A 21,734-nucleotide genomic window follows, 5' to 3' on the forward strand; every position below is an offset into this window, starting at 1 on the left:
TCCTAAAATTTATTTAGGACAGATGTGCTTGAACATAATAAGATAAATCAAAATTTCGTATCTTTAGCCTGTTAAAAATATTGGGAGTTACTGTTGGTTTAGCTCTTATACTTCATTGGGCCTTTGGGGTAGTGTTCGGCGTTGTTCTCCACGCAATATTGGAAATGATTTATGAACATGTAAAACAAGGAATTATGAAAATAAATGTGAAATTTATTGGTAAAAAAATCTGGCGTGGTGCCCTCTCGGAGATATTGGTATGAATCACCACCCCATGATAGTTCAGTAAAGTTAAGACCAAGCGATGCCAGCTTCCTGATTTGAGGGCTGAGGGGTTCGATTCCCCTCTTCTCCGCCAACCAGCTTATTAACACAAATGCTTTTCTTGAACATTTGTTAAACATACGAACATATTAAAATTCTTCTTCCCTTATAAAATTGCTTCGATTCACATTCTGCGTCAAGTCCTAAAGTGGTTGCTAAATATGATCTATTTTTGCAGAACCATCTAGATTAGAAAATAGATGACTAGGCAATATGGATAATTTTGACCATTTGAATAATAAGTTGAAAAGTTCCAAATCCATATTTACTTGTTTTTTTGGTTTTGTTCAATTGCTCAATTCACCTCGGAATTGCGTGGTTTCAATACTCAAAATCTCTAGTTGGGTGCCGTTTTTATTATTTTACTTTAAAGCTTAATTAAAGTAAAATATTATAATTTGATAAATCCAGTTCCGAGCTTCGTCATGTTTAATTACCTTTTGAAGGAAGTGGGATAAAATAATTTCCAAAATGGACTTGATGATCCACTTTGGAAACTTACTTCTGAAGATTTCATTTTAGATGTTTTAAGATTATACAATTGAAATTTCTAAAGCTCTAAAAATTGTCTGGCGAAGTTTTCTGAGCCGTTGCCTGAGCGGTGGAAAACTGCTTATCAAAATGACTTAACAACATTTCAATAAACCGTCCGTGATATATTCCATAAATAACAGTGCTTAATTCTTTGTTTTTTCGTCCCAAAATTCCAAATCTAAGCTCGCCAGGGAGAATTTGAGGTCTTAACCAAGCTTCGTACTGCCATTGTTCTGGTGTATGTGTAAAATCACCCGCACTGTCATAAGTCCAAGTTCGAATTTTATCTTCATTGATTCCTTTTTTTATCGCCGCTAAAAGCTCCGTCGGCGAAGTAGTTTTAATTATTATTGCCATATTGATTTAATTTAATGTTCAATTCCTCCTCCAAGCCATAAATCTGTAGCATGCCATATTTCATAAAAATACAGCCATACAGATATCCAAGGTACTATTGTTTGTGATATGAGATCTTTTGCAGTCCATTCTTTTGCTCGTGGATAGTATAAGCATAAAGATCCATCATTATAAGTATGTTTTATTTTTCCACCTGGGGTTCTTGGTTTAAGTTTGTTGTTCAATACTACTATTTTGGGAGAACAATCTTGCTTGTATGTAATCCTTACTTCATAATATTCACTTAATGGCGATGGTTGTATACTTGATTTAGCTGTAAATCCATTGTGATGAGCCTGGATTTTCCATCCAGGGAGATTTTTCTTAAAATCCAAATACTGCTGCATCGCAGTATATTTTCTTATTGTGCTGTACCTATTCTCCATAAAAATTGTTTTTTTCTACCAGAGTAGCGGCTGGAGAGACTTTTGTGATCAATCCATTTGTCCTATTTACTCCTAGCTGCTGTGCATTTCTGGCCTTGGTGATATATTCCGATTGTTCAATTAAAGAATTTGTACTCGTATTTTCACCAAACATTTCCTTTAGAATGTCGAGGATTCCGCTGATACCTTTAGAATTATCAATTTTATCCCATAGGTTTTTAAAGTCCGAAATAAATTTTTTAAAACACTTATAAAGATTGGGTTCATTAATCCATTTATCTGAAAATTTCTCTTCAGTATTTGCTGGATTAACAATATCCATAATTCCGTCGCAGAGTGCTAAGGCATTATAAGTTCTATTGATTATGCCTTTGATAGCTTCATATTCTGAAGCCTCTCCATTATAAAACATTCCTGCAACAGTGGTTAGTATAATACTTGAAGTACTATCGTCGGGATTTTCTTTGAAATATATATCACGAAAACGTTTGATTAATTGAACAGCCCGTTGAATTGGCTGTAATAATTGATATGGAATCTGCTCTGGCAAATCTTCCGCCCGAAGCGCCTTTTCAAGTAACAATTGATTTCTAGTAACATATCTTGATTCAAACCAGGTAGCATAGCCTTTTGGATTACTAGGGGTCCAATCTCTTAAAAGACGGTCTGGGACAACGATTTTATTTGGATCTAGATCAGACTCTTGGAAAGCAGGTAATATGTCAATGTGAAAGAGGTTAGCATATATAATCCTAATGCAGCGGTTTTTTCTTTGAATCATTGTTTTATATTGACCGTGTTCTTTTAATCTTCTTTCAAGTTCATTGAGAACTTCTATAGGGTCGAAGCTCTCATATGGCAGCATCATATGGATAACAATGTCCAAATCGAATTCCTCTCCATTTAATGGTTTGACGTTTGTTCCAATGCGATAAGATCCCTGAGGGTAAATGTTAAAAAGAACATTTTTGAAAAACCCGATATCAGCTTCTATCCATTCGGATACAGCATTGTAGCTTCTTTCGGCTGATGATCGTCTAGTATCGTCCAATTGAAGTTTCTCTGCAATTCTGTTAAGTAAGTCATCAAGTTGTTGATTGAATGTATTTGGTATGTATATATTTTTCATGTTATTTTACTTTAAAATCTTTATTGAATAATGAAATAGTATGTTCAGCTACCGAAAATGGTTTTCTGTTATCGTTTGTGTAACCTAATCGTTTTATAGTATCTTCTGATACCCAATGATAGATTGAGTCAGCTTTTTCCTCTTCCAGTAATTTTTTTAACTCCAATCTTTGTGACTCATTGGGTATAAATTCAAAAACTTCATGAATTAGTATTTCCGGACATTCATAAAAAATAGAATGGTGAATATACAAAGGGTTTCTATACAGAAATTTGTAATTAACATGTGGGAACTTTACCCTGTCAAGAATATTTGTTAATATTAATTCTTCGCAGAATTCCCGCCAGTGAGATATTTCTCTCTCCTTCTGAGAATCGAACCACAGTAAAAATTTGTGTAAATGTTTCCCTTTAATTCTAAGTCTTAAATCATGTCGTGTGGTATCACAAATTGGAATCTTTTTATCATCGAGAATTTCTAGCTGCTGGAAGATTGTAGATGATTCCGCAAGTCTTTTATACACGCCGCCTACGGGTTGGAATTGGTCAATATTTCTACCTTTTACTAAAAGATATTTTCCGTCAATTTCAATTTTGAAAATGTAGGCTGCCGATATTCGTATGTGCTTGAATCGATGGACTGTAGCTGCTTGTAGGCATACCCAAATTTTCCCTTTTAGCATAAGAATTGAAGTAATGGCTATTCCTATCATTGTTCCCAAACCTCCAATTGCAAGCTCATGTATCAGATCACTAATTGCTTTGTTAGCTATAAGATTATTTCCTAATATTAGGTATAATGCTAATAGGATAAATAAAATTATGTAAGATATAATCATAGTTTTTCTTTTCTGTTATATATGAGAATCCGTGACAAAGCCGTATATTGTAACGGATTCTCATATAATTAACCAAATAACTTTAATGGATAACGCTTCGTCTTTTGTTTCACTTGAAGATTTAAGAAAGGAATCTGTCCTTACTTTAATGGAATATATGGCTATGGCAGAGGAAGAGCCTGCTATAGCGAATTTGGCTTTTAATGTTTTTTACGAAATTGTCTCTCCGTCTTTTATGGTTGCTTGTGTAAAGGCTTGCAAACCATATCAAAACTTATACGATGGGTTAGCTGAAGTTATTTTTAATAATGCGTTATTAAATGCTTATAAAAAATCAGCACAATTTAGAACAGATCATAAAGATTCGGATAAGGCACTATTGGCTGTTAAGAGTTGGCTTTTTGGAATTGCGAGAAATGAACTTTATCAAGAGTTGAGAACAATTGAGGTGAATTCGAGGTTATCTATTGTAGAGGATATATTAGTCCTCGAATCAGAAGTAGAGTATCATGAGAACGAAAACTCGGCCTGTTTCGAAAAAGAAATACTAGAGCAGGCACTAAATACGTTAAATGAAAAAGAACGAGGCGTTTTGCTTATGTGTTACCAGTTTAGTGAGGATGGAAAAAATATTCCTTCAGATGTAATTGAAAGAATAAATAAAGTTTTTAATATCACAGAACCAAATCGGCGGCAGATTAAAAAGCGTGCCCTAGACAAATTGAAAAAACAAGTTGACTATTTACTTTCAAAAACAAAAAGATGAGCGATCTTAAAATAATTTTGAATAATCTGGATGATCTTTCAGATTTCGAAAGTAGGTTGATTAGATCCCTTAAGGGGAATGGTTGTATATTTCCTATTACAGAAGAGGAAATTGAACAATTCGAAGCATGTTATATAAAGGATATACAAAAAGTTGCTTCCAAACTACCTCCAGCAAATGAAATTCTCAAAAGAGGAAAATTGGAAAAAAAATGGACAATTAATGCTGTAGCTGATGAAAATGTTGTTCAAAATATGGCGCAAGCAGCTCGGGATGGCAAAACGTTGACTGACTCATTAAGACAAAAAATGTTGGATGACAGAAAAAAATCAAAAACCTGAACTGAAAATTGCAAGAAAGAGAGTTATAGCTAAATTGGCGGAGGGAGTATTTGAGACATTTGATTATGGACTTCCTGTAGATCTAGAGAGGATAGCGAACGGAAGTGGCTTAACATTTAATTACGGCCATTACGAGGATTTCTTTGATGGAATGCTAGAGCACCTTTCTGGAGAATTTCATATCTACATGAATCTAGACAAAGCTGCGCAGGGAAGTCCTCGATCACGATTTACCTTTGCCCATGAGCTTGGCCATTATTATATTGATGAACACCGTATCGCACTTCAAGAAGGCTTCGCTCCGTCTCATCCTTCCTATACTAATTTCAAATCAGAGATAATTATTGAAAAAGAAGCAGATTATTTTGCTAGTTGTCTGCTAATGCCTGAAAACGAAATACAGAACGACTGTGATAAAAAGCAGTTTGGTCCTGAACTCATTGATCAAATTACAAAAAAATATCAGGTAAGTGCCACAGCTTTTTTACTTCGTTATATAAATCTTGAAAAGGTTCCGTTAATGGTAGTTTGTAGTAAAGGAGGGAAAATTGTTTGGAATTGGCAAGGTAAAGATTTTAGATTCAAATACTTGAAATCAATAAAAGGATCAATACCAGTTTGTACAGCAACCTCAGAATTTTATTCCAAAAATGTCGAGTATTCCACTCCTCAATCTGATTTATTCGCAGAAGACTGGTTCAATTACACTAATTGTGAACCTAATACATTTAAAATAACTGAGTATTGTATCTACGCAAAAAAATATAATATGGTATTAACCATTATATGGTATTAATTTGCTAAATACTACGCGGCCTATCTTTTCCGTCTTATTCTTCTAGGGGCTAGTGCTTTGGAAGTCTTAAAATCACATTTTCGTTTAGACATATCTACATCCTTACAAAGCTTAGTTAACTAGGTTGTTTCTTCAGCAGCAGTATCATCAGCTCCTATGATCCTTAATTCTTAAAAAATTGTTATGTATTATAAAGTAAAATGTTATGAAAACAGCCTATCTATACGTCCGTGTAAGCACAGACGAACAAAAGAAAAAGGGATACTCTTTGCCGGAACAAGAGGATAGATTATTAAAATATTGCCATTATAATAGTATTAAAGTTTTAGGTATTTATCGAGAAGACTATTCGGCAAAAGATTTTAATCGACCAGAATGGAAAAAGTTGCTTGCAATAGTCAAGCAGAAGCCAAGAGAAGATAAGAAAATACTATTTATTAAATGGGATCGATTCAGTCGAAATATAGAATATGCTTATGAAATGATAGGCTTGTTACGTAAATACAATACAACACCTATAGCGATCGACCAACCAATAGATCTTTCTGTTCCTGAAAGTACAGTTATGCTAGCTGTCTATCTATCGGTACCAGAAGCGGAGAACAGTAGAAGGGCCATGAACACCGCTAATGGAATTCGTCGCGCAAAACAAATGGGAAGATTTCCTGGCAAAGCGCCTTTAGGCTTCCTTAATAATACAGGGATTGATGGAAGAAAAATTATTGTACCCAAACAACCTGAAGCTGATATTATAAAATGGATATTTCGCCAACTGGCCAAGAACATCAATAAGATAGATCATATCCGAAAGATGGCCGATGCAAAGGGGTTAAAATGTTCACGTTCACATTTTTTTAGAATTATACGTAATCCGGTGTATTGTGGCCTTATCTCAATAAAGATTTCTTCAAAAGAGCAGCAAATGGTTAAGGGAATTCATGCCCCCTTGATTTCTGAAGTATTGTTTAATGAGGTTCAGCGTATTATTACTAGAAAAAGAGTAGTTACGTCTAAAACTAATGAATTGAATGAAACTTTTTATCTGAAAAGTTTTCTTCTATGTCCTATTTGCTACAAAAGGCTTTGTGGCAGCTTCTCTAAAGGCAAAACAAAAAGATATCCTTATTATCATTGTAATGCTAAATGTAAGGCAAGAGTAAATGCGTTAACTCTTAACGACGCTTATTGTAGTGAACTTCAGAGCCTACAGCTTTCTCAAAACGTGACTAAACTATTTAGTAGTATTTTGGAGGATTGTAATATAAATATAAAGAAAGCAGAAGATATACAGGAACGCAACATGTTAGTTCGAAGATTAAGGGATCAGGAGTTACTACTTTCCCAAGCAAGAAAACTATTTGTAGCTTCTGTATTAGGAAATGATGACTACTACGCTATTAAAAGAGAATATCAAATCAATTCTCAAAGTATTAAAGGAGAACTTTCCAATGTAAATACTAAATTGGAAAACTATAAGAAGCATCGTGAGTTGATGTCAGTTTCGTTCATAGATATTTTTCAAGTATTTAAACATTTAGAAACTGCAGATAAGATGCATTTGGTCAGCCTAATACCACCTAATAGATTTGACTTGCAGAAGAGAAGTGTATCCTTGCATCTTGATAGTGCCTTATCAAAAATATTGCTACCAAAAATATCCCAGATACAACAGCCATGAATTATATAGAAAAAAAGATCTCCGTTAATAAAGCAATGGCGATATTAGCTAAAAATGGAATTCATGTAAATGAGAAAGAGACTGCTATTATATTAGATTTTTTATATTTAATGGCCAAATACTACAGCGTTGATGCATGTAGCTTGGATGCCGAATCCTTAAGGAGATATCGAACTCAGGAAAAATGGTAGGAGAGTGGCTACAAACCTCATTTTTTGCGTCATTGATAACCAAAGACTAAATAATTTTGTTAAAATTTTCGAACTCTAAAGGAATGGGGTGTAACCGTTTGTCTAACAAGTTTTTATGGGTATAAAAAAAGGAGACACTTTCTGTTAAGTGTCTCCTTAAGTGGAGCTGGAGAGATTCGAACTCTCGTCCAGTCATGGTACTGTATACGCTTTCTACATGTTTAGCTTCTCTTTAATTGTCGGGCGAGGGAAGGTGAGTCGCCTACCTATACCGTACGCCGTAGTTGCTGTTTCTCACAAGTGCTTAGCAACATCACACTTGCCAGTTCTATTGTTCGATGCCCCGAATGTTAAACCAAAGAACAGGATCTAACGGGACAAATAGCTATGTTAAGTCTAACTTAAGCAGCTAAGGCGTAGTTTTCTTCGCCAGTTATAATTCTGAAAGTTCAGATTAAAGTGCTCTACTAACAACGCACTACATGCTTACATAACCGTCTCCATCCTGTCAATTCCGGTCAACCCCAATTATGTCCTACAAAGGTACTATTTTTTTGCTAAATGGGCAAGATATACGCGATTCTTGTTTAATGCCCTGGTTTTGAATGGAAAACAAATGACGCTTTATAAAATTACTTAGGATCAGGTATGGCCAGAAAAAACCTATGGAATTCGTGAAATATTAATGTTGCTTGCAATTATACAGTGCGAAATAAAAGTTATTTGATCGGCTGAATGCTCGGTATTTTCACAGGGACTTTTATAGGCAAGGAAGTTCTTGGTATACCTATGTTTCCAATAAAAAAGCTGGATTTTACATCCAGCTTTTTTATAATTTAATCAATCCAGTTATTTGATCAATCCAGCTCTTTTCAATAGGGGTTCTACCGAAGGTTCCTGTCCGCGGAAGCGTTTGTATAGCACCATTGGATGTTCGGTTCCACCTTTTGAAAGAATATTATCCTTGAATTTAGTCGCGATTTCCTTATTGAAAATACCGTTTTGTTTAAAGTAGTCAAATGCATCGGCATCCAGGACTTCGGCCCATTTATAGCTGTAATAGCCTGAAGAATAACCGCCATTGAAAATATGGGAGAAAGCGGTACTCATGGCATTTTCCTTGACATCGGGATAGAGTTTTGTTGAGGCAAACTGTTCGTCTTCGAATGCTTTCAGATCCGAGATCGAAGTTGGATCCTGTCCATGCCAGCCCATATCCAATAGCCCAAAGCTCAATTGGCGCATAGTCGCCATCCCCTCAAGAAAGGACGCGCTTTCGCGGATCTTTTCGACAAGTTCCATCGGGATCACTTCGCCAGTTTCATAGTGTTTGGCAAATAGCTCAAGGGCTTCTTTTTCATAGCACCAGTTTTCCATCACCTGACTCGGTAACTCGACAAAATCCCAATACACAGATGTTCCGGATAGTGTAGGATAAGTGCTGTCAGCGAGCATACCATGTAGGGCGTGTCCGAATTCGTGAAATAATGTTGTCACTTCCTGAAAGGTCAACAGCGAAGGTTTTGACGCTGTAGGACGCGTAAAATTGCAGACAATAGAGACATGAGGACGTTCTTGTTTACCATCTTGAATGTACTGTGGTTTGAAAGAGGTCATCCATGCCCCATTTCTCTTGCCCTTACGCGGGAAGAAATCGGCATAGAAGATAGCCACTAATTCACCATTGTCTTTACTGACTTCAAATGTTTGTACTTCTTCGTGGTAGGTATCTATTGTATCGACTTCTTTGAAGTTGATGCCAAACAAACGATGCGCTACTTCGAAAGCGCCTTGTAAGACATTTTCGAGTTTGAAATAAGGTTTGAGCTTTTCATCCTCCAGATTAAAGCGTTCTTGTTTCAGCTTTTCGGCATAATAGGCGCCATCCCATTTTTCCAGTTGGTCTATGCCATGTAAGTTTTTTGCAAATTGGGATAATTCTGCAAATTCTTTTACTGCTGCTGGTTTCGCTTTTCCCAGTAGGTCGTTTAGAAATTCCTTGACTTTGCCTGGGTCTTGTGCCATACGTTCGGCAAGGACAAAGTCGGCATGGGTAGCGTAGCCTAATAATTTGGCCCGTTCGAAGCGAAGTTTTACAATTTTAAGGACATTGTCCACGTTGTTGTGCTCGTTATCTTGAAATCCTTTGCGGCCTGCCGCGAGGGTAATTTCTTTGCGAAGTTCCCGATTGTCGGCATACGTGACAAAAGGAAGGTAGCTTGGAAAATCCAGGGTAAAAAGCCAGCCTTCTTTTTCGTTGGCTTTAGCCAGAGCATGTGCAGCTTCTATGGCACCCTCTGGAAGTCCGGCAAGATCTTTTTCGTCTGTTACCAACAGCTGGTAGGCATTGGTTTCGGCGAGGACGTTCTCGCCGAATTTCAATTTTAAAAGCGATAGCTCGGCATCTATTTCGCGGAGTTTTCCTTTTTGTTCATCATTCAAAAGAGCTCCGTTGCGTACAAAATCCTTATAGGATTTTTCCAATAGAGTCGTTTGTTCTGCCGTCAATATCAGTTGATCTTTCTGATCGTATACAGCCTTAACTCGTTTGAAAAGATCGAAATTTAAGGTGATATCATTTCCTAAAGCAGATAATTTTGGGGCTACATCCTGTGCGATTTTTTCAAGATCGGCGTTGGTTTCAGCGGAATGAAGATTGAAAAAGATGTTGGACAAACGATCTAGTGTCTGTCCAGAGTAGGACATCGCAGCGATGGTATTGTCGAACGTTGCCGTTTCGGGATTGTTGACGATTGCATCGACTTCATCTTTTGTCTGCTGAATAGCTTCATCAAATGCGGGAATATAATCTTCGTTTTTTATCTGTGAAAACGGAGCCGTGTCGTGCTGCGTTTTAAATTTCTCTGTTAAAATACTCATAGGAGTAAATGTAATAAATATTTATTTCAAGCGATAGCATCTACTTAAATTATGGAGCTGAGATGATATTTGACCGAATCGGCGTTTAAGCTGTGTCGAAAACGTATGGGGAATTGGCACTGCATAAAAAAAGAGCTCCTATGAGCTCTTTTTTTATATTGGGATAAGCGACTAGGCTAGTTTTCCTAATGCTTCCTTGATTCTTTTTAAAGCTTCGATCAAACTTTCATCTGAAGCTGCATAGGACAAACGGATGTAGTTGTCGTTACCGAATGAATCTCCACCTACAGTGGCTACGTGACCAACATTCAATAAGTACAATGCCAAATCAGATGAGTTTTTAATGACATTACCATCTTGGTCTTTTTTACCAAAGAACGAAGAGATTTTAGGGAAGAAATAGAATGCACCCTCTGGTAGATTTGTTCTTACACCTGGGATTTCACTCAATAGATCGTATACCAATTGGCGACGACGAGCGAAAGCTTCTTTCATTTTGTTGACAGATTCTAATCCTTGTTCATAAGCGACGATACCCGCACGTTGAGAAATTGAACAGGTACCTGAGGTTGTCTGTCCTTGTAATTTATCATTTGCGGCGGCAATGGTTTTGTTAGCAGCGATATAACCTAAACGCCATCCCGTCATTGCAAATGCTTTTGAAAAACCATTGATGATGATCACTCTATCTTTGATGCTTTCAAATTGTGCGATGGATTCGTGTTTGTCTACAAAGTTGATATGTTCGTAGATCTCATCGGATAGGATAAATACCTGCGGATGTTTTTCGAAAACTTCAGCTAATGCAGCCAATTCATCTTTGCTGTAAACTGTTCCAGTAGGGTTGTTTGGTGAAGAGAACATAAACAATTTGGTTTTTGGTGTAATTGCCGCTTCCAATTGTGCTGGTGTAATCTTAAAGTTATTGTCGATCTCTGTATTGATAAATACCGATTTTCCTTCTGCTAAAACGACCATTTCGGAGTATGATACCCAATAAGGTGTTGGGATAATTACCTCATCACCGGGGTTGATCAAAGTCAAAATTACATTAGACAGGGATTGTTTTGCACCTGTAGAAACAACAATTTGAGAGATATCATAATCTAAATTGTTTTCTGTCTTCAACTTGTTTACAATTGCCTGGCGCAATTCAGGGTATCCCGGTACCGGCGAATAACGCGTCCAGTTTTCATCTAGGGCTTTCTTCGCTGCATCCTTTACATGCTCAGGGGTGTTGAAATCAGGTTCACCTACGCTAAGACTAATTACATTAACGCCTTTTGCTGCTAATTCGCGGCCCAACTTGGTCATTTTAAGTGTAGCCGATTCGGACAAATTATTTATCCTGTCTGATAAGTATGATGATGTGCTCATGGTAAGACAAAGATATTACATACGTTGCAAATAATCTTCTTTATTTTTGAGAATTTACAAAGAAAAGTAGCTCTTTTATTGGGCTTTTTTAACAAAAGGGCTATTGAAGCGATTTAGCACAGTTATTTAATTGATCCCCGACGTTGGATGTTCAAAACTAATCGTTCTGATTTGTCGTTATATCTTTACCTTTGCGCTCACAAAAATGTTGACTAGTCCTCATTTCATCATTTGCTCATAAACGGTTCATATAAAAGATAAGCATCATGTCAAGACAAAGAAGATTGGTTTTATTATCGCTTTTTACGGGAATAGGTCTGATGATTGTGAAGTTTTTTGCCTACTTCTTAACGGACTCCAGTGCAATCTTTACAGATGCGGCAGAGAGTATTGTTAATGTGATTGCTTCGGGTTTTGCATTTTATAGTATTTATCTTTCGGCACAGCCTAAGGATGAGAATCATCCTTACGGGCATGGTAAAGTGGAGTTCTTTTCGGTGTTTTTGGAAGGTGGACTTATTTTCATCGCTGGAGCCATTATCTTAGCCAAGGCTTGTTACAATCTTTTCTTTCCTGCAGCGTTAACACACCTCGAACAAGGGATTTATCTGATTGGTATTACATCTGTGCTAAATTTTGCTGTCGGATTCTATATCATGAAGCGCGGGCGTGCATTGGGCTCCATTACCTTGGTGGCAGATGGAAAACATCTGCAGGTCGATGCCTATAGTACGGTCGGATTGATACTGGGGTTATTGTTGATGAAACTGACCGGTTTCCTGTGGATCGATGTAGTCATCTCCATTGTATTGGGGCTTTTTATTCTCTTCAATGGTTATAAGCTACTTCGCCAATCGATCGGTGGATTGATGGATGAATCGGATACAGCACTCGTGCAGGATGTTGTTGAAATCTTGGAGCGCAATCGGAAAGATGAATGGATTGATGTCCATAATCTTCGTGTACAGCGCTATGGGAACGAACTCCATGTAGATTGCCATCTCACACTTCCCCGTTACCTTGACCTTACCCAGGTGCACGATGAAATTTCTGCTGTGGATAAGATTGTCAATAAGGAGATGTCGGTACGAACCGAATTTTTTGTTCATGCGGATCCTTGTCTTCCACAGTGCTGCCAGTATTGTCAGGTCAACAATTGCCCAATTCGTACGGAGCAATTTCGGGTAAGAATTTCTTGGGATACGGAAAATGTTACGCGGAATCAAAAACATTTTTTATATGCTATTGCCGAATAGGGAATACTGTTTCTTTCTCCTAATTAACAGGCATACGGTATCTCTGATTTCTTCATGTATAGTAAACTAAAAAAAAGCTAGGTTATATAAATATATATAAAAAAAGGTATCTTTGCCTTTTAGCAAAAGAGTTTAAAAATCCTATATGAAGCACATTCGTAATTTCTGTATTATTGCGCATATTGACCATGGCAAAAGTACTTTGGCAGACCGCCTTTTAGAGTATACCAATACCATCAGTCAGCGTGAGGCACAGGCACAATTACTTGATAATATGGATTTGGAACGTGAACGTGGTATTACGATCAAGAGTCACGCCATCCAAATGAATTATAAAAGAGATGGTCAGGAATATATCTTGAACCTGATCGATACCCCGGGACACGTGGATTTTTCTTATGAGGTGTCGCGTTCAATTGCTGCCTGCGAGGGCGCTTTATTGATCGTTGATGCATCTCAAGGTATTCAGGCCCAAACGATTTCAAATTTATATCTGGCGTTGGAACATGATTTGGAAATTATCCCGATCCTCAACAAAATGGATCTTCCAGGTGCTATGCCAGAAGAAGTCAAAGATCAGATTGTGGATTTGATCGGTGGTGACCGTGATGCGATTATTCCTGCATCCGGTAAAACAGGTCTTGGGGTTCCGGATATTTTGGAAGCTATTGTAGACCGTATTCCACATCCTGTGGGTGATCCTGACGGACCTTTGCAAGCCTTGATTTTTGACTCTGTTTTCAACTCATTCCGTGGTATCATGGCTTATTTTAAAGTTGAAAATGGTGAAATCCGTAAAGGCGACCGCGTGAAATTTGTTGCCACTGGGAAAGAATATTTTGCCGATGAAATTGGGACGCTGAAGTTGAATCAAGTACCCAAAGAAGTCATTAAGACCGGTGATGTTGGTTATATTATCTCTGGAATTAAGGAGGCACGTGAAGTGAAAGTGGGGGATACCATTACGCATAAAGATCGTCCTTGTTCTGAGGCTATCCAAGGGTTTGAAGAGGTGAAACCGATGGTCTTTGCGGGTATTTATCCTGTAGATACGGAAGATTACGAGGAGTTGCGTGAATCTATGCACCGTTTGCAGCTGAACGATGCTTCTTTGGTGTTTGAACCAGAGTCGTCAGCAGCCCTGGGGTTCGGCTTCCGTTGTGGGTTCTTGGGTATGCTTCACATGGAGATTATTCAGGAGCGCCTCGAGCGCGAGTTTGATATGACGGTTATCACGACAGTTCCCAACGTATCTTATAAGGCCTATATGACCAAAGATAAAGAGGAAGTGATCGTACATAATCCTTCAGATCTACCGGATCCAAGTAAATTGGATTCAATCGAAGAGCCCTATATCAAAGCTAATATTATTACGAAATCGGATTTCGTAGGACCAATTATGTCTCTTTGTATCCAGAAACGTGGTACGATCATGAATCAGCATTATTTGACGTCAGATCGTGTTGAATTGGTTTTTGAAATGCCAATGGGAGAAATTGTATTTGACTTTTATGATAAGTTGAAAACAATCTCTAAAGGTTATGCTTCATTTGATTACCACCAGATTGGTTATCGCAAGTCAGACTTGGTCAAATTGGATATCCGATTGAACGATGAACCTGTAGATGCCCTGTCGTCGTTAATTCACAGAAGTAACGCCTATGATTTTGGTAAAAAGATCTGTGAAAAACTAAAAGAACTGTTACCACGTCAACAATTTGAAATTCGTATTCAAGCGTCAATCGGCGCAAAGATCATCGCACGTGAGACGATCTCCGCTTTACGTAAAGATGTTACAGCAAAATGTTATGGTGGTGACATCTCCCGGAAGCGTAAGCTTTTGGAGAAACAGAAGAAAGGTAAGAAACGCATGCGTCAGGTTGGGAACGTAGAGATTCCGCAATCTGCATTTATGGCGGTATTGAAATTAGATTAATCAAAATAACACTATAATAAAGGAGCTCTTGGGCTCCTTTTAAATACAATAAAATCTCCTAAACATGAATCTATTAGATGGTAAACTAGTTTCCGAAAAAATTAAAGAGCAAATTGCGTTAGATGCGGCTGAATTTACGACACAGACTGGCCGCAAACCTCATCTGGTTGCTATCCTTGTGGGGAATGATGGTGGTAGCGAAACCTATGTGGCCAGCAAAATGCGCAACTGTCAACTGGTCGGTTTTGAATCAACAAACATTCGTTATGATGAAAACATTACCGAGGATGAATTGATCGCTAAGGTCAAAGAAATCAATCAGGATGAGTCTATTGACGGTTTGATTGTTCAGCTGCCTTTACCAAAACATATTGATCCGGATAAAGTTACCGAAGCAATTGATTACCGCAAAGATGTGGATGGTTTCCACCCAATCAACCTCGGGCGCATGCAACGTAATCTTCCTTGTTTTATTCCAGCAACACCATATGGTATTATGCTGATGTTGGAATATTATAAGATCGATACTGCAGGCAAGCACGCCGTTGTGGTTGGAAGAAGCAATATCGTAGGATCGCCAATGAGTATCTTACTAGCACGTAATTCCAATCCAGGTAATTGTACAGTGACATTAACACATAGTCGTACAAAAGATCTTAAAACGGAGGTTCTGAGAGGCGACATCGTTGTTGCAGCAATTGGTAAGAAAAATTTTGTTACGGCCGACATGGTTAAAGACGGTGCAGTAGTGATCGATGTGGGTATCAATAGAGAAACTTCTACAGCAACGAAATCTGGTTTTAAGTTATATGGGGATGTTGATTTTGAAAATGTTGCTCCTAAGGCCTCGTGGATTACACCTGTTCCAGGAGGCGTAGGTTTGATGACGATTGTTGGTTTATTGAAAAATACGCTCGAAGCTGCGAAAGGAACGATCTATCCAAAGCAATAATTTTGTCTATTTGGCATAGAAGTTGTAAATTGATGTAAGCGCGCTCTGATGAGCCGTTGAAAACTACACTCATAAATCAATTTATAATGAAAAAAATTGCACTTTTAGCAGTCGTAGCAGGAGCATTGGTTATGTCTTCTTGCAACAATTCGGAGAAAAAAGACACTACAGCGACAGATTCGGCACAAACAGTCGGTGAGCATGTAGATGCGGCGATCGCAGATTTAAAAAATGCGGAAGAAAATGCGCGTTTGAAAGCAGAACAAGCAAAAAAGGATCTGGATGAAGCTATCGCAAAAGGTGATAAAGCAGCTGAAGAAAAAGCTCGCGCTGCTTCTGAAGAAGCTAATACTGCCTGGGAAAAAACCAAGGCTGCGCTACGTAATGCCGGTGAGGATGTAAAAGAGGGATTGAAAGATGCAAAAGATGCGACAGTGGATGCAACGAACACGGCTGTTGATAAAACAAAGGATGCTGCAAAAGATGTCGCTGACGGTACGAAGAAAGTTGCAAATGATGTTGCGACTGGAACGAAAGAGGCCGCTAAAGATGTAAAAGATGCTTCCAAAAAAGTAGGTGACGATATTAGCCGGAAAGCAAAAAATGTAGGTGAAGCGTTAAAGAATTAGTCGACGTATTTCATTTTAAAGATAGGGAAGGTGGGCACTTTTTTGAGTGCCCACCTTTTTTATATCATATCGTTATCATATTGACTTCAATACGCTTATTGGTAATAATCCCATAACAATTTGGAGAGCTTACGGGTCAGTGCCTCTGCTTCATTTGTTTTACCCCAGCTTTTGTCCGTGTTGTTCTTGGTGAAAATACTGAAAACGTAATCTCCTTTCGGCGCATTGACCAAAATGACCTCATTGCGTACGTCATCTAAAGAGCCTGTTTTTGAAGCTGTTTTGATAGTGGAAGGGATTTGCGATAGCCCTCTCTCGTCATAGAACATGTTGCCCATAAAACGATACATCTGATCGGAAGATTTTGAGGACACAACTTTGCCTTGTCGGATTAGTGTGACCAAGTCGGCCATTTCTTTTGGTGTAGTCTGGCCCCAACCATATTTTTCCCAATCCGGTTTCCGCCCCTCTGTCTGCGAGTTGACACGTGTATGGGGCAGTTGAAGGCTACTCATTAATTGATTGATTGCGATACCTCCTCCTGCTAGCTTTTGATTCCAAATGCTGGTTACATTATCACTATACGATAGCATAAGTGCGACCAAGGTTTTCAGGTCAACTTGTGTACTATCCTTAAAGAACTGCATAAGTCCTGAGCCACCATAGCGTTGACTCGAACGGTAGAGTAGTTGCTGATCAAGTTGTAGTTCACCTTTTTCAATTTTATCAAAGATACCGACTAAAATGGGGATTTTGACAATGCTTGCTGTAGGGAAAATGCTGTCGCCCTGAATGTTGACTTCTTTATTTTTTTTAAGATGGTGTACATAAATGCCAACATCGCCTTGAAAACCCTGAATGAGCTGTTTTATCTGTGATTCGAGTTTTTTATCGGTAGCGGCTTTTTGTCCAAAGGACAGTAATGATAAGAATAGTAACGTAAATGATAGGAATATTTTGTGCATTGTGAAGTTATAATGTATGTTAAATGTGGTGGATAATAGTTATTTTTATTTTTTATAGGGCTTAAGTTATGAAATATCCATGATTCGTACGCATAAACATCGCTGAAAAATAAACTGGATATTCTAGTATGGACATTGAAAGACTGGTTTTTGACTATGAAGTTATTTATGATTTTGATCGGTTGTAAGCCGAAAAATAGACGGACAGAACAGCATGACATTTTCTTTGGCATTGGGAATGAGCTCAAGGATTTTGTTGATCCCATTAAAGATTTTTGGCCTGAGGCTGATGGTAAAATCCATATTGATGCCTACCGTATTGTCCATAAGATCGGGGAATATGAAATTAAGGTTACTGAAAGGGGGAATGGACAGGCTGTTGATTCGGAAGTGAAATTGTTTTTTGTTAATTTAGGGGGATACAAACCGAATGAATTTGATGAGTTCCATTACAAAGAGCTTATTGTTGCATCGAGTTTGGCCAAGGCTACTGAAAAGGCAAAACGGACTGTTTTTTGGAAGCACCACAGTTCGGCACACATCGATGATAAGTATGGTTTGGATGTTGATGATATTTATGAGATCGAAGATTTGCTATTACCTCGTGATAAAGAGCAGTATAGTATTCAAATTACCCCAAAGACCGGTTTGGAAGAAGATACCATTGCGAATGGCTATTTTAAACTGAGCGCGTTATAGAGGGAATGCGCTATTCGATTTCTTAAACATAAAAAAGGCTTCTCTATAAAGAAGCCTTTTTTATGTTTAACCAGCTTATTGTTGGTTCTGATGTTGTTTTCTAATGACACTATGTTTTTTGCCGTATACAAAATAAATCAATAAGCCTATACCAAGCCAGACGGCCAAACGCTCCCAGCTTTCTATTGGCAATGAAGCCATCATTAAAATACAGACCAAGATTCCCATGATCGGAACGAAAGGAACCAGTGGTGTTTTAAATGGGCGCTCCAAATTGGGGTCTGTTTTACGTAGTACTAAAATACCCACACATACGAGGGTGAAGGCAAATAAGGTACCGATACTTACCATATGGCCAAGGTCTGAAACTGGAACGAAACCTGCGAATATACTGACGAATACCATGAAAATAGCGTTTGTTTTCCAAGGAGTCTGTCTTTTGGATAAGTCTGAGAATATCTTTGGAAGCAAACCATCCTTACTCATCGAATAAAATACGCGGCTCTGACCAAGTAACATCACGAGAATAACTGAAGTGTATCCTGCAATAATCGTAATAATCAACGCTGTATTTAAGAAATGGTAGCCTGTTCTGGCAAAAGCTGTCGCAACTGGCTTAGCGTCCCCCTTAAACATCGTGTAATGTTCGATTCCGGTCATTACGTAGGAGAATAAAACATACAAAAGTGTACAGATTATTAATGAACCGATGATACCTATAGGCATACCTTTTTTTGGATTTTTTGCTTCTTGGGCAGCTGTACTCACCGCGTCAAAACCGATGAATGCAAAAAATACAACGCCTGCAGCACGCAATACACCGCTGATGCCAAAGTGGCCAAAGTCATCACTCTTTAGAAATGACCAGAAGCTTTGTTGCCCACTTTTTACAAGCTCTTCACCTGCATTTACAGGAATAAATGGATCGTGGTTTGCAGGATTGATAAAACTCCAACCCAAGGCGATAAAAATCAATACGACGCCGACTTTTAGAATTACCAAAATATTGTTTACACGGGATGATTCCTGTGTGCCACGCATCAGCAATAGCGAGAGTAAACAAACAATAATGATCGCAGGTAAGTTAACCACGCCACCTTCCCAAGGGCCTTTGAGTAGGATATCGGGGAGTTGGATGTGGAATATCATCAGGAGCTGGTTGAAATATTGGGACCAGCTGACGGCTACTGTAGCTCCTGCTAGTGCATATTCGAGGACGAGATCCCAGCCGATAATCCAGGCGACAAATTCACCCATTGTGGCATAGGAATACGTGTAAGCACTTCCTGCAACAGGAATCATAGAGGCAAATTCGGCATAACAAAGACCTGCGAACCCACAGCCTACTGCTGCGATAATGAAAGATAGGATAACAGCTGGCCCTGCATTTTCAGCAGCGGCAATTCCTGTTAGGGAGAAAAGTCCTGCCCCAATGATGGCCCCAACACCGAGGGCGATAAGGCCCGAGCTGGACAGTGTCCTCTTTAGCGTGTGTTCACCATTTTCATTTGCTTCAGCAATGAGTTGAGGAATCGATTTTTTAAATAGCATAGGATTAATTCTTTACGATTATTTAGCTTTTTAATTGTTTAATTAATGTCAAATATAAATGATCTCAATGAAAAAAGGGAAGATTGCTCCTCCCTTTTGTAATAAAATCTGAATCAAATGCTTGTTTGGGTACTAATATGCTGCTGTAAAGCGTTTATTGAGGAATTGTTTGTTCTCAATTTCGTCTGCTATTGCTACAGCAAGATCCTCTACTGATAACCTAGATCGACCTTCCTGGTCAAATACAGGAGCATCAAGGCCTGTACGGTATTTTCCTGTACGGGTTCCACCAGCATGGGAATTCATTTCTATAGCAGGACTAAACATGGTCCAGGTAAGTTGATCTTCTTTTTGGATGGTTTTCAGGTAATCTGCTGCAGCTAAAGCCCCAGGTTTAATTTCTTTTGGAAAATCCGGTGAATCGACCAGTCTATTTCCATCAATCAATAAACTTCCTGCACCACCAATAACAATGAAACGATTGATACCGGCATCCTTAACAGCCTGTTGGATTGCCAATGCACCTTTTGTAAAATCCTCATAAAGATTAGGGTTGGTCCATCCGGCATTGAAAGCCGAAACAACAACATCAACACCTTTTAGAGCAGAAACCAATTGATTATTATCATTGATATCTACTTGGAGTTTGGTTACTTTTTCAGTCGATGGAATATTTTCGGTGTGGCGGGCGATTGCAACGACGTCATAGTTGCGGTCTACCAATTCTTTTACGAGATGAGATCCTACGTATCCTGTGGATCCAATTACTGCTACTTTCATGTTTCCTTTAATTAAATGTTTTGCTAAAATCAGCTAGGGTTATCTTTTCCAAACGCTGTACAATATCAGTGTCGACTTCCTGATACAGATCCTGGAGTTTGGAGTTGATATTTTTGCCAACAACACAGGCCGGATTGGGATTGTTAAATTTCCCGCCGAAATCGCTTTGCTTGGAGCTAATATAAATATCAGCCAAGGTAATCGTTGGATTCTCGGGATTTATGCGAATACCGCCGCCCTTACCTTCTTTACTTGTCAATAAAGATGCTGTTTTGAGAGATGCAATTTCTTTGCGAACCACACTCGCATTGACCTGGATGCTTGACGCAATATATTCAGAAGAAAGCCATTGATTCGACTCTTCTAACTGTGCCAAAACCATAATGTGTAATGCTGTTGCGAACCTCAAGTTGTGTAACATCCTCTGCTGATTTTTCTAAATTATAACACAAAGTAACAGAAAAGGTTTTAAACTGAAATAAAAATTATTACAGTTTAAAACCTTCTGACAATCACGTGATAAATGTGTTTTTTTTTATTTTTTCTCGTTAAATTTTTTATAGCTATCCATGATATAGACCTTTAGAGTCTCTTGGCTGCTGTTTTGAATAAATTTATAGGAAGGTCTAAACCTTTCCTTAAACAGGGCTAGATCTGAACCATTGAGCGGAGTCAATTCTTTGATCAGATTTTCGGTGAATTTTCGATCAACTGCTCTTTTCTCAAGTTCTGCGACGAGGAGTTTGTGATTTGAACGTGCCTGTTTTCCCTCTTTGCTAAATATACGGCTCGGCGAAATTCGCACTCCGCCGCGGTTTTGACTTGCGTCGGAATACTTTCCTAAAGTCTTCTCGCGTTGGATTTCAGCAGCAAGTCTACTGTCTGTCATCCGTTCTACGACAACCTCATTGAGTTCGATAACATTATTCACTCTGTTCAAATAGATTCTGCGTAAGCTGCTATCATAAATGAAAACAGTATCTTGTTCATATCCCACAGCCTTGATTAACAAGTGGTCGTTAATATTGGCATCAATTGCAAAGGAGCCATCTCCATTGGTCTTTACTTCAGCCTTGGTTCTTAAATTTTGAATTTGTGCAGCCTCAATTTTCTCACCGCTGACAAGTTCCATAATAATCCCCTTGGTTTTTTCCTGTGCAACAAGATGTCCACCCATTAGCGTTATAAGTAAGCAGCTTAGAATCGTTTGTAAGATTTTCATTTGAATAAATATAGTTATGTATTTTCAATCTATGAATGAACAGGGTATTTGCCGTTTTGTTTAGGCCGTACGTTCATGATCGTTCTCTAGCCAAAAATAACGAATAGA

21 protein-coding genes and 1 other RNA gene are annotated in these 21,734 nt (G+C 38.3%); 10 read left to right on the top strand and 12 right to left on the bottom strand.

Features of this window, described 5'->3' with window-relative positions:
- Nucleotides 1-882 precede the first annotated feature (882 nt).
- From B3H30_RS20920 to B3H30_RS20935, 4 genes are read right to left on the bottom strand one after another with little or no spacing between them, the layout of a single operon-like run.
- Nucleotides 883-1,215, bottom strand: a complete 333-nt coding sequence (locus B3H30_RS20920; RefSeq protein ID WP_070566179.1) for a hypothetical protein — start codon at nt 1,213-1,215, stop codon at nt 883-885.
- 11 nt (nt 1,216-1,226) lie between these two features.
- Nucleotides 1,227-1,640: a hypothetical protein gene (locus tag B3H30_RS20925; RefSeq protein ID WP_083295947.1), complete on the bottom strand. Its 414-nt coding sequence runs from the start codon at nt 1,638-1,640 to the stop codon at nt 1,227-1,229.
- The gene (locus tag B3H30_RS20930) at nt 1,630-2,769 is read right to left on the bottom strand and encodes a nucleotidyltransferase domain-containing protein (protein ID WP_070566177.1); all 1,140 of its coding nucleotides are present in this window, start codon (nt 2,767-2,769) and stop codon (nt 1,630-1,632) included. The genes B3H30_RS20925 and B3H30_RS20930 overlap by 11 nt, the downstream gene beginning before the upstream one ends.
- 1 nt (nt 2,770) lies before the next feature.
- A complete protein-coding gene (locus tag B3H30_RS20935; RefSeq protein ID WP_070566175.1) occupies nt 2,771-3,607 on the bottom strand; it encodes an HU-CCDC81 and SPOR domain-containing protein in 837 nt (278 codons plus the stop codon).
- 85 nt (nt 3,608-3,692) lie between these two features.
- Here B3H30_RS20935 and B3H30_RS20940 point away from each other — a divergent pair, with 85 nt between their 5' ends.
- From B3H30_RS20940 to B3H30_RS20960, 5 genes are all read left to right on the top strand, one after another.
- Nucleotides 3,693-4,373, top strand: a complete 681-nt coding sequence (locus tag B3H30_RS20940; protein WP_070566173.1) for an RNA polymerase sigma factor — start codon at nt 3,693-3,695, stop codon at nt 4,371-4,373.
- Nucleotides 4,370-4,714, top strand: a complete 345-nt coding sequence (locus B3H30_RS20945; protein ID WP_070566170.1) for a hypothetical protein — start codon at nt 4,370-4,372, stop codon at nt 4,712-4,714. Before B3H30_RS20940 ends, B3H30_RS20945 begins: the two co-directional genes overlap by 4 nt.
- A complete protein-coding gene (locus B3H30_RS20950; protein ID WP_070566167.1) occupies nt 4,689-5,510 on the top strand; it encodes an ImmA/IrrE family metallo-endopeptidase in 822 nt (273 codons plus the stop codon). The genes B3H30_RS20945 and B3H30_RS20950 overlap by 26 nt, the downstream gene beginning before the upstream one ends.
- 205 nt (nt 5,511-5,715) lie before the next feature.
- Entirely contained in the window at nt 5,716-7,188 is a 1,473-nt protein-coding gene (locus B3H30_RS20955; RefSeq protein ID WP_070566165.1) for a recombinase family protein, read from the top strand.
- Nucleotides 7,185-7,379, top strand: coding sequence for a hypothetical protein (locus tag B3H30_RS20960; protein WP_070566162.1), 195 nt, complete (start codon nt 7,185-7,187; stop codon nt 7,377-7,379). The genes B3H30_RS20955 and B3H30_RS20960 overlap by 4 nt, the downstream gene beginning before the upstream one ends.
- Nucleotides 7,380-7,537: 158 nt before the next feature.
- Here B3H30_RS20960 and ssrA read toward each other — a convergent pair.
- The 3 genes from ssrA to B3H30_RS20975 all read right to left on the bottom strand — a co-directional run bounded on the left by ssrA (nt 7,538) and on the right by B3H30_RS20975 (nt 11,636).
- Nucleotides 7,538-7,905: a transfer-messenger RNA gene (ssrA, locus tag B3H30_RS20965) on the bottom strand.
- A 323-nt stretch (nt 7,906-8,228) separates the two neighbouring features.
- The gene (locus B3H30_RS20970; protein ID WP_070566160.1) at nt 8,229-10,259 is read right to left on the bottom strand and encodes a M3 family metallopeptidase; all 2,031 of its coding nucleotides are present in this window, start codon (nt 10,257-10,259) and stop codon (nt 8,229-8,231) included.
- Between the two features lie 171 nt (nt 10,260-10,430).
- A complete protein-coding gene (locus B3H30_RS20975) occupies nt 10,431-11,636 on the bottom strand; it encodes a pyridoxal phosphate-dependent aminotransferase (RefSeq protein WP_254667711.1) in 1,206 nt (401 codons plus the stop codon).
- 266 nt (nt 11,637-11,902) lie between these two features.
- Between B3H30_RS20975 and B3H30_RS20980 the strand changes: the two genes are divergently transcribed.
- The 4 genes from B3H30_RS20980 (at nt 11,903) to B3H30_RS20995 (ending at nt 16,409) form a co-directional block, all read left to right on the top strand.
- Nucleotides 11,903-12,892: a cation diffusion facilitator family transporter gene (locus B3H30_RS20980; RefSeq protein WP_046672393.1), complete on the top strand. Its 990-nt coding sequence runs from the start codon at nt 11,903-11,905 to the stop codon at nt 12,890-12,892.
- Nucleotides 12,893-13,037: 145 nt separating this feature from the next.
- Nucleotides 13,038-14,828, top strand: a complete 1,791-nt coding sequence (lepA, locus tag B3H30_RS20985; protein ID WP_046672392.1) for a translation elongation factor 4 — start codon at nt 13,038-13,040, stop codon at nt 14,826-14,828.
- 64 nt (nt 14,829-14,892) lie between these two features.
- Nucleotides 14,893-15,780: a bifunctional 5,10-methylenetetrahydrofolate dehydrogenase/5,10-methenyltetrahydrofolate cyclohydrolase gene (locus B3H30_RS20990; protein ID WP_046672391.1), complete on the top strand. Its 888-nt coding sequence runs from the start codon at nt 14,893-14,895 to the stop codon at nt 15,778-15,780.
- A gap of 86 nt (nt 15,781-15,866) precedes the next feature.
- Nucleotides 15,867-16,409 (top strand): hypothetical protein, encoded by a 543-nt coding sequence (locus B3H30_RS20995; protein WP_070566155.1) that lies wholly within the window; start codon nt 15,867-15,869, stop codon nt 16,407-16,409.
- A 95-nt stretch (nt 16,410-16,504) separates the two neighbouring features.
- Here the strand turns inward: B3H30_RS20995 and B3H30_RS21000 are convergent, their stop codons facing one another.
- Nucleotides 16,505-17,374: a serine hydrolase gene (locus B3H30_RS21000; RefSeq protein WP_070566153.1), complete on the bottom strand. Its 870-nt coding sequence runs from the start codon at nt 17,372-17,374 to the stop codon at nt 16,505-16,507.
- 156 nt (nt 17,375-17,530) lie between these two features.
- Here B3H30_RS21000 and B3H30_RS21005 point away from each other — a divergent pair, with 156 nt between their 5' ends.
- Complete coding sequence (locus B3H30_RS21005) at nt 17,531-18,073, top strand: DUF1543 domain-containing protein (protein ID WP_046672388.1); 543 nt, start codon at nt 17,531-17,533, stop codon at nt 18,071-18,073.
- A 75-nt stretch (nt 18,074-18,148) separates the two neighbouring features.
- Here B3H30_RS21005 and B3H30_RS21010 read toward each other — a convergent pair whose 3' ends face one another.
- From B3H30_RS21010 to B3H30_RS21025, 4 genes are all read right to left on the bottom strand, one after another.
- Nucleotides 18,149-19,624 carry an amino acid permease gene (locus B3H30_RS21010; protein WP_070566151.1) on the bottom strand — a complete coding sequence of 492 codons (1,476 nt, stop codon included), beginning with the start codon at nt 19,622-19,624 and terminating at the stop codon, nt 18,149-18,151.
- 132 nt (nt 19,625-19,756) lie between these two features.
- Nucleotides 19,757-20,404 carry an NAD(P)-dependent oxidoreductase gene (locus B3H30_RS21015; RefSeq protein WP_070566149.1) on the bottom strand — a complete coding sequence of 216 codons (648 nt, stop codon included), beginning with the start codon at nt 20,402-20,404 and terminating at the stop codon, nt 19,757-19,759.
- Between the two features lie 7 nt (nt 20,405-20,411).
- Nucleotides 20,412-20,825 carry an Rrf2 family transcriptional regulator gene (locus tag B3H30_RS21020; protein ID WP_070566147.1) on the bottom strand — a complete coding sequence of 138 codons (414 nt, stop codon included), beginning with the start codon at nt 20,823-20,825 and terminating at the stop codon, nt 20,412-20,414.
- 114 nt (nt 20,826-20,939) lie between these two features.
- Nucleotides 20,940-21,626 (bottom strand): carboxypeptidase-like regulatory domain-containing protein, encoded by a 687-nt coding sequence (locus tag B3H30_RS21025; RefSeq protein ID WP_139144990.1) that lies wholly within the window; start codon nt 21,624-21,626, stop codon nt 20,940-20,942.
- Between the last annotated feature and the right edge of the window lie 108 nt (nt 21,627-21,734).

The organism is Sphingobacterium sp. UBA7038, assembly GCF_002494055.1.
GTDB classification, from domain to species: Bacteria; Bacteroidota; Bacteroidia; order Sphingobacteriales; family Sphingobacteriaceae; genus Sphingobacterium; species Sphingobacterium multivorum.

What these genes read in the sequence shown, in the direction of transcription:
- B3H30_RS20920 (WP_070566179.1), bottom strand. Translation starts at nt 1,215, where the DNA reads ATGGCAATAATAATTAAAACTACTTCGCCGACGGAGCTTTTAGCGGCG.
- B3H30_RS20925 (WP_083295947.1), bottom strand. Translation starts at nt 1,640, where the DNA reads ATGGAGAATAGGTACAGCACAATAAGAAAATATACTGCGATGCAGCAG.
- B3H30_RS20930 (WP_070566177.1), bottom strand. Translation starts at nt 2,769, where the DNA reads ATGAAAAATATATACATACCAAATACATTCAATCAACAACTTGATGAC.
- B3H30_RS20935 (WP_070566175.1), bottom strand. Translation starts at nt 3,607, where the DNA reads ATGATTATATCTTACATAATTTTATTTATCCTATTAGCATTATACCTA.
- B3H30_RS20940 (WP_070566173.1), top strand. Translation starts at nt 3,693, where the DNA reads ATGGATAACGCTTCGTCTTTTGTTTCACTTGAAGATTTAAGAAAGGAA.
- B3H30_RS20945 (WP_070566170.1), top strand. Translation starts at nt 4,370, where the DNA reads ATGAGCGATCTTAAAATAATTTTGAATAATCTGGATGATCTTTCAGAT.
- B3H30_RS20950 (WP_070566167.1), top strand. Translation starts at nt 4,689, where the DNA reads ATGACAGAAAAAAATCAAAAACCTGAACTGAAAATTGCAAGAAAGAGA.
- B3H30_RS20955 (WP_070566165.1), top strand. Translation starts at nt 5,716, where the DNA reads ATGAAAACAGCCTATCTATACGTCCGTGTAAGCACAGACGAACAAAAG.
- B3H30_RS20960 (WP_070566162.1), top strand. Translation starts at nt 7,185, where the DNA reads ATGAATTATATAGAAAAAAAGATCTCCGTTAATAAAGCAATGGCGATA.
- B3H30_RS20970 (WP_070566160.1), bottom strand. Translation starts at nt 10,259, where the DNA reads ATGAGTATTTTAACAGAGAAATTTAAAACGCAGCACGACACGGCTCCG.
- B3H30_RS20975 (WP_254667711.1), bottom strand. Translation starts at nt 11,636, where the DNA reads ATGAGCACATCATCATACTTATCAGACAGGATAAATAATTTGTCCGAA.
- B3H30_RS20980 (WP_046672393.1), top strand. Translation starts at nt 11,903, where the DNA reads ATGTCAAGACAAAGAAGATTGGTTTTATTATCGCTTTTTACGGGAATA.
- lepA (WP_046672392.1), top strand. Translation starts at nt 13,038, where the DNA reads ATGAAGCACATTCGTAATTTCTGTATTATTGCGCATATTGACCATGGC.
- B3H30_RS20990 (WP_046672391.1), top strand. Translation starts at nt 14,893, where the DNA reads ATGAATCTATTAGATGGTAAACTAGTTTCCGAAAAAATTAAAGAGCAA.
- B3H30_RS20995 (WP_070566155.1), top strand. Translation starts at nt 15,867, where the DNA reads ATGAAAAAAATTGCACTTTTAGCAGTCGTAGCAGGAGCATTGGTTATG.
- B3H30_RS21000 (WP_070566153.1), bottom strand. Translation starts at nt 17,374, where the DNA reads ATGCACAAAATATTCCTATCATTTACGTTACTATTCTTATCATTACTG.
- B3H30_RS21005 (WP_046672388.1), top strand. Translation starts at nt 17,531, where the DNA reads ATGAAGTTATTTATGATTTTGATCGGTTGTAAGCCGAAAAATAGACGG.
- B3H30_RS21010 (WP_070566151.1), bottom strand. Translation starts at nt 19,624, where the DNA reads ATGCTATTTAAAAAATCGATTCCTCAACTCATTGCTGAAGCAAATGAA.
- B3H30_RS21015 (WP_070566149.1), bottom strand. Translation starts at nt 20,404, where the DNA reads ATGAAAGTAGCAGTAATTGGATCCACAGGATACGTAGGATCTCATCTC.
- B3H30_RS21020 (WP_070566147.1), bottom strand. Translation starts at nt 20,825, where the DNA reads ATGTTACACAACTTGAGGTTCGCAACAGCATTACACATTATGGTTTTG.
- B3H30_RS21025 (WP_139144990.1), bottom strand. Translation starts at nt 21,626, where the DNA reads ATGAAAATCTTACAAACGATTCTAAGCTGCTTACTTATAACGCTAATG.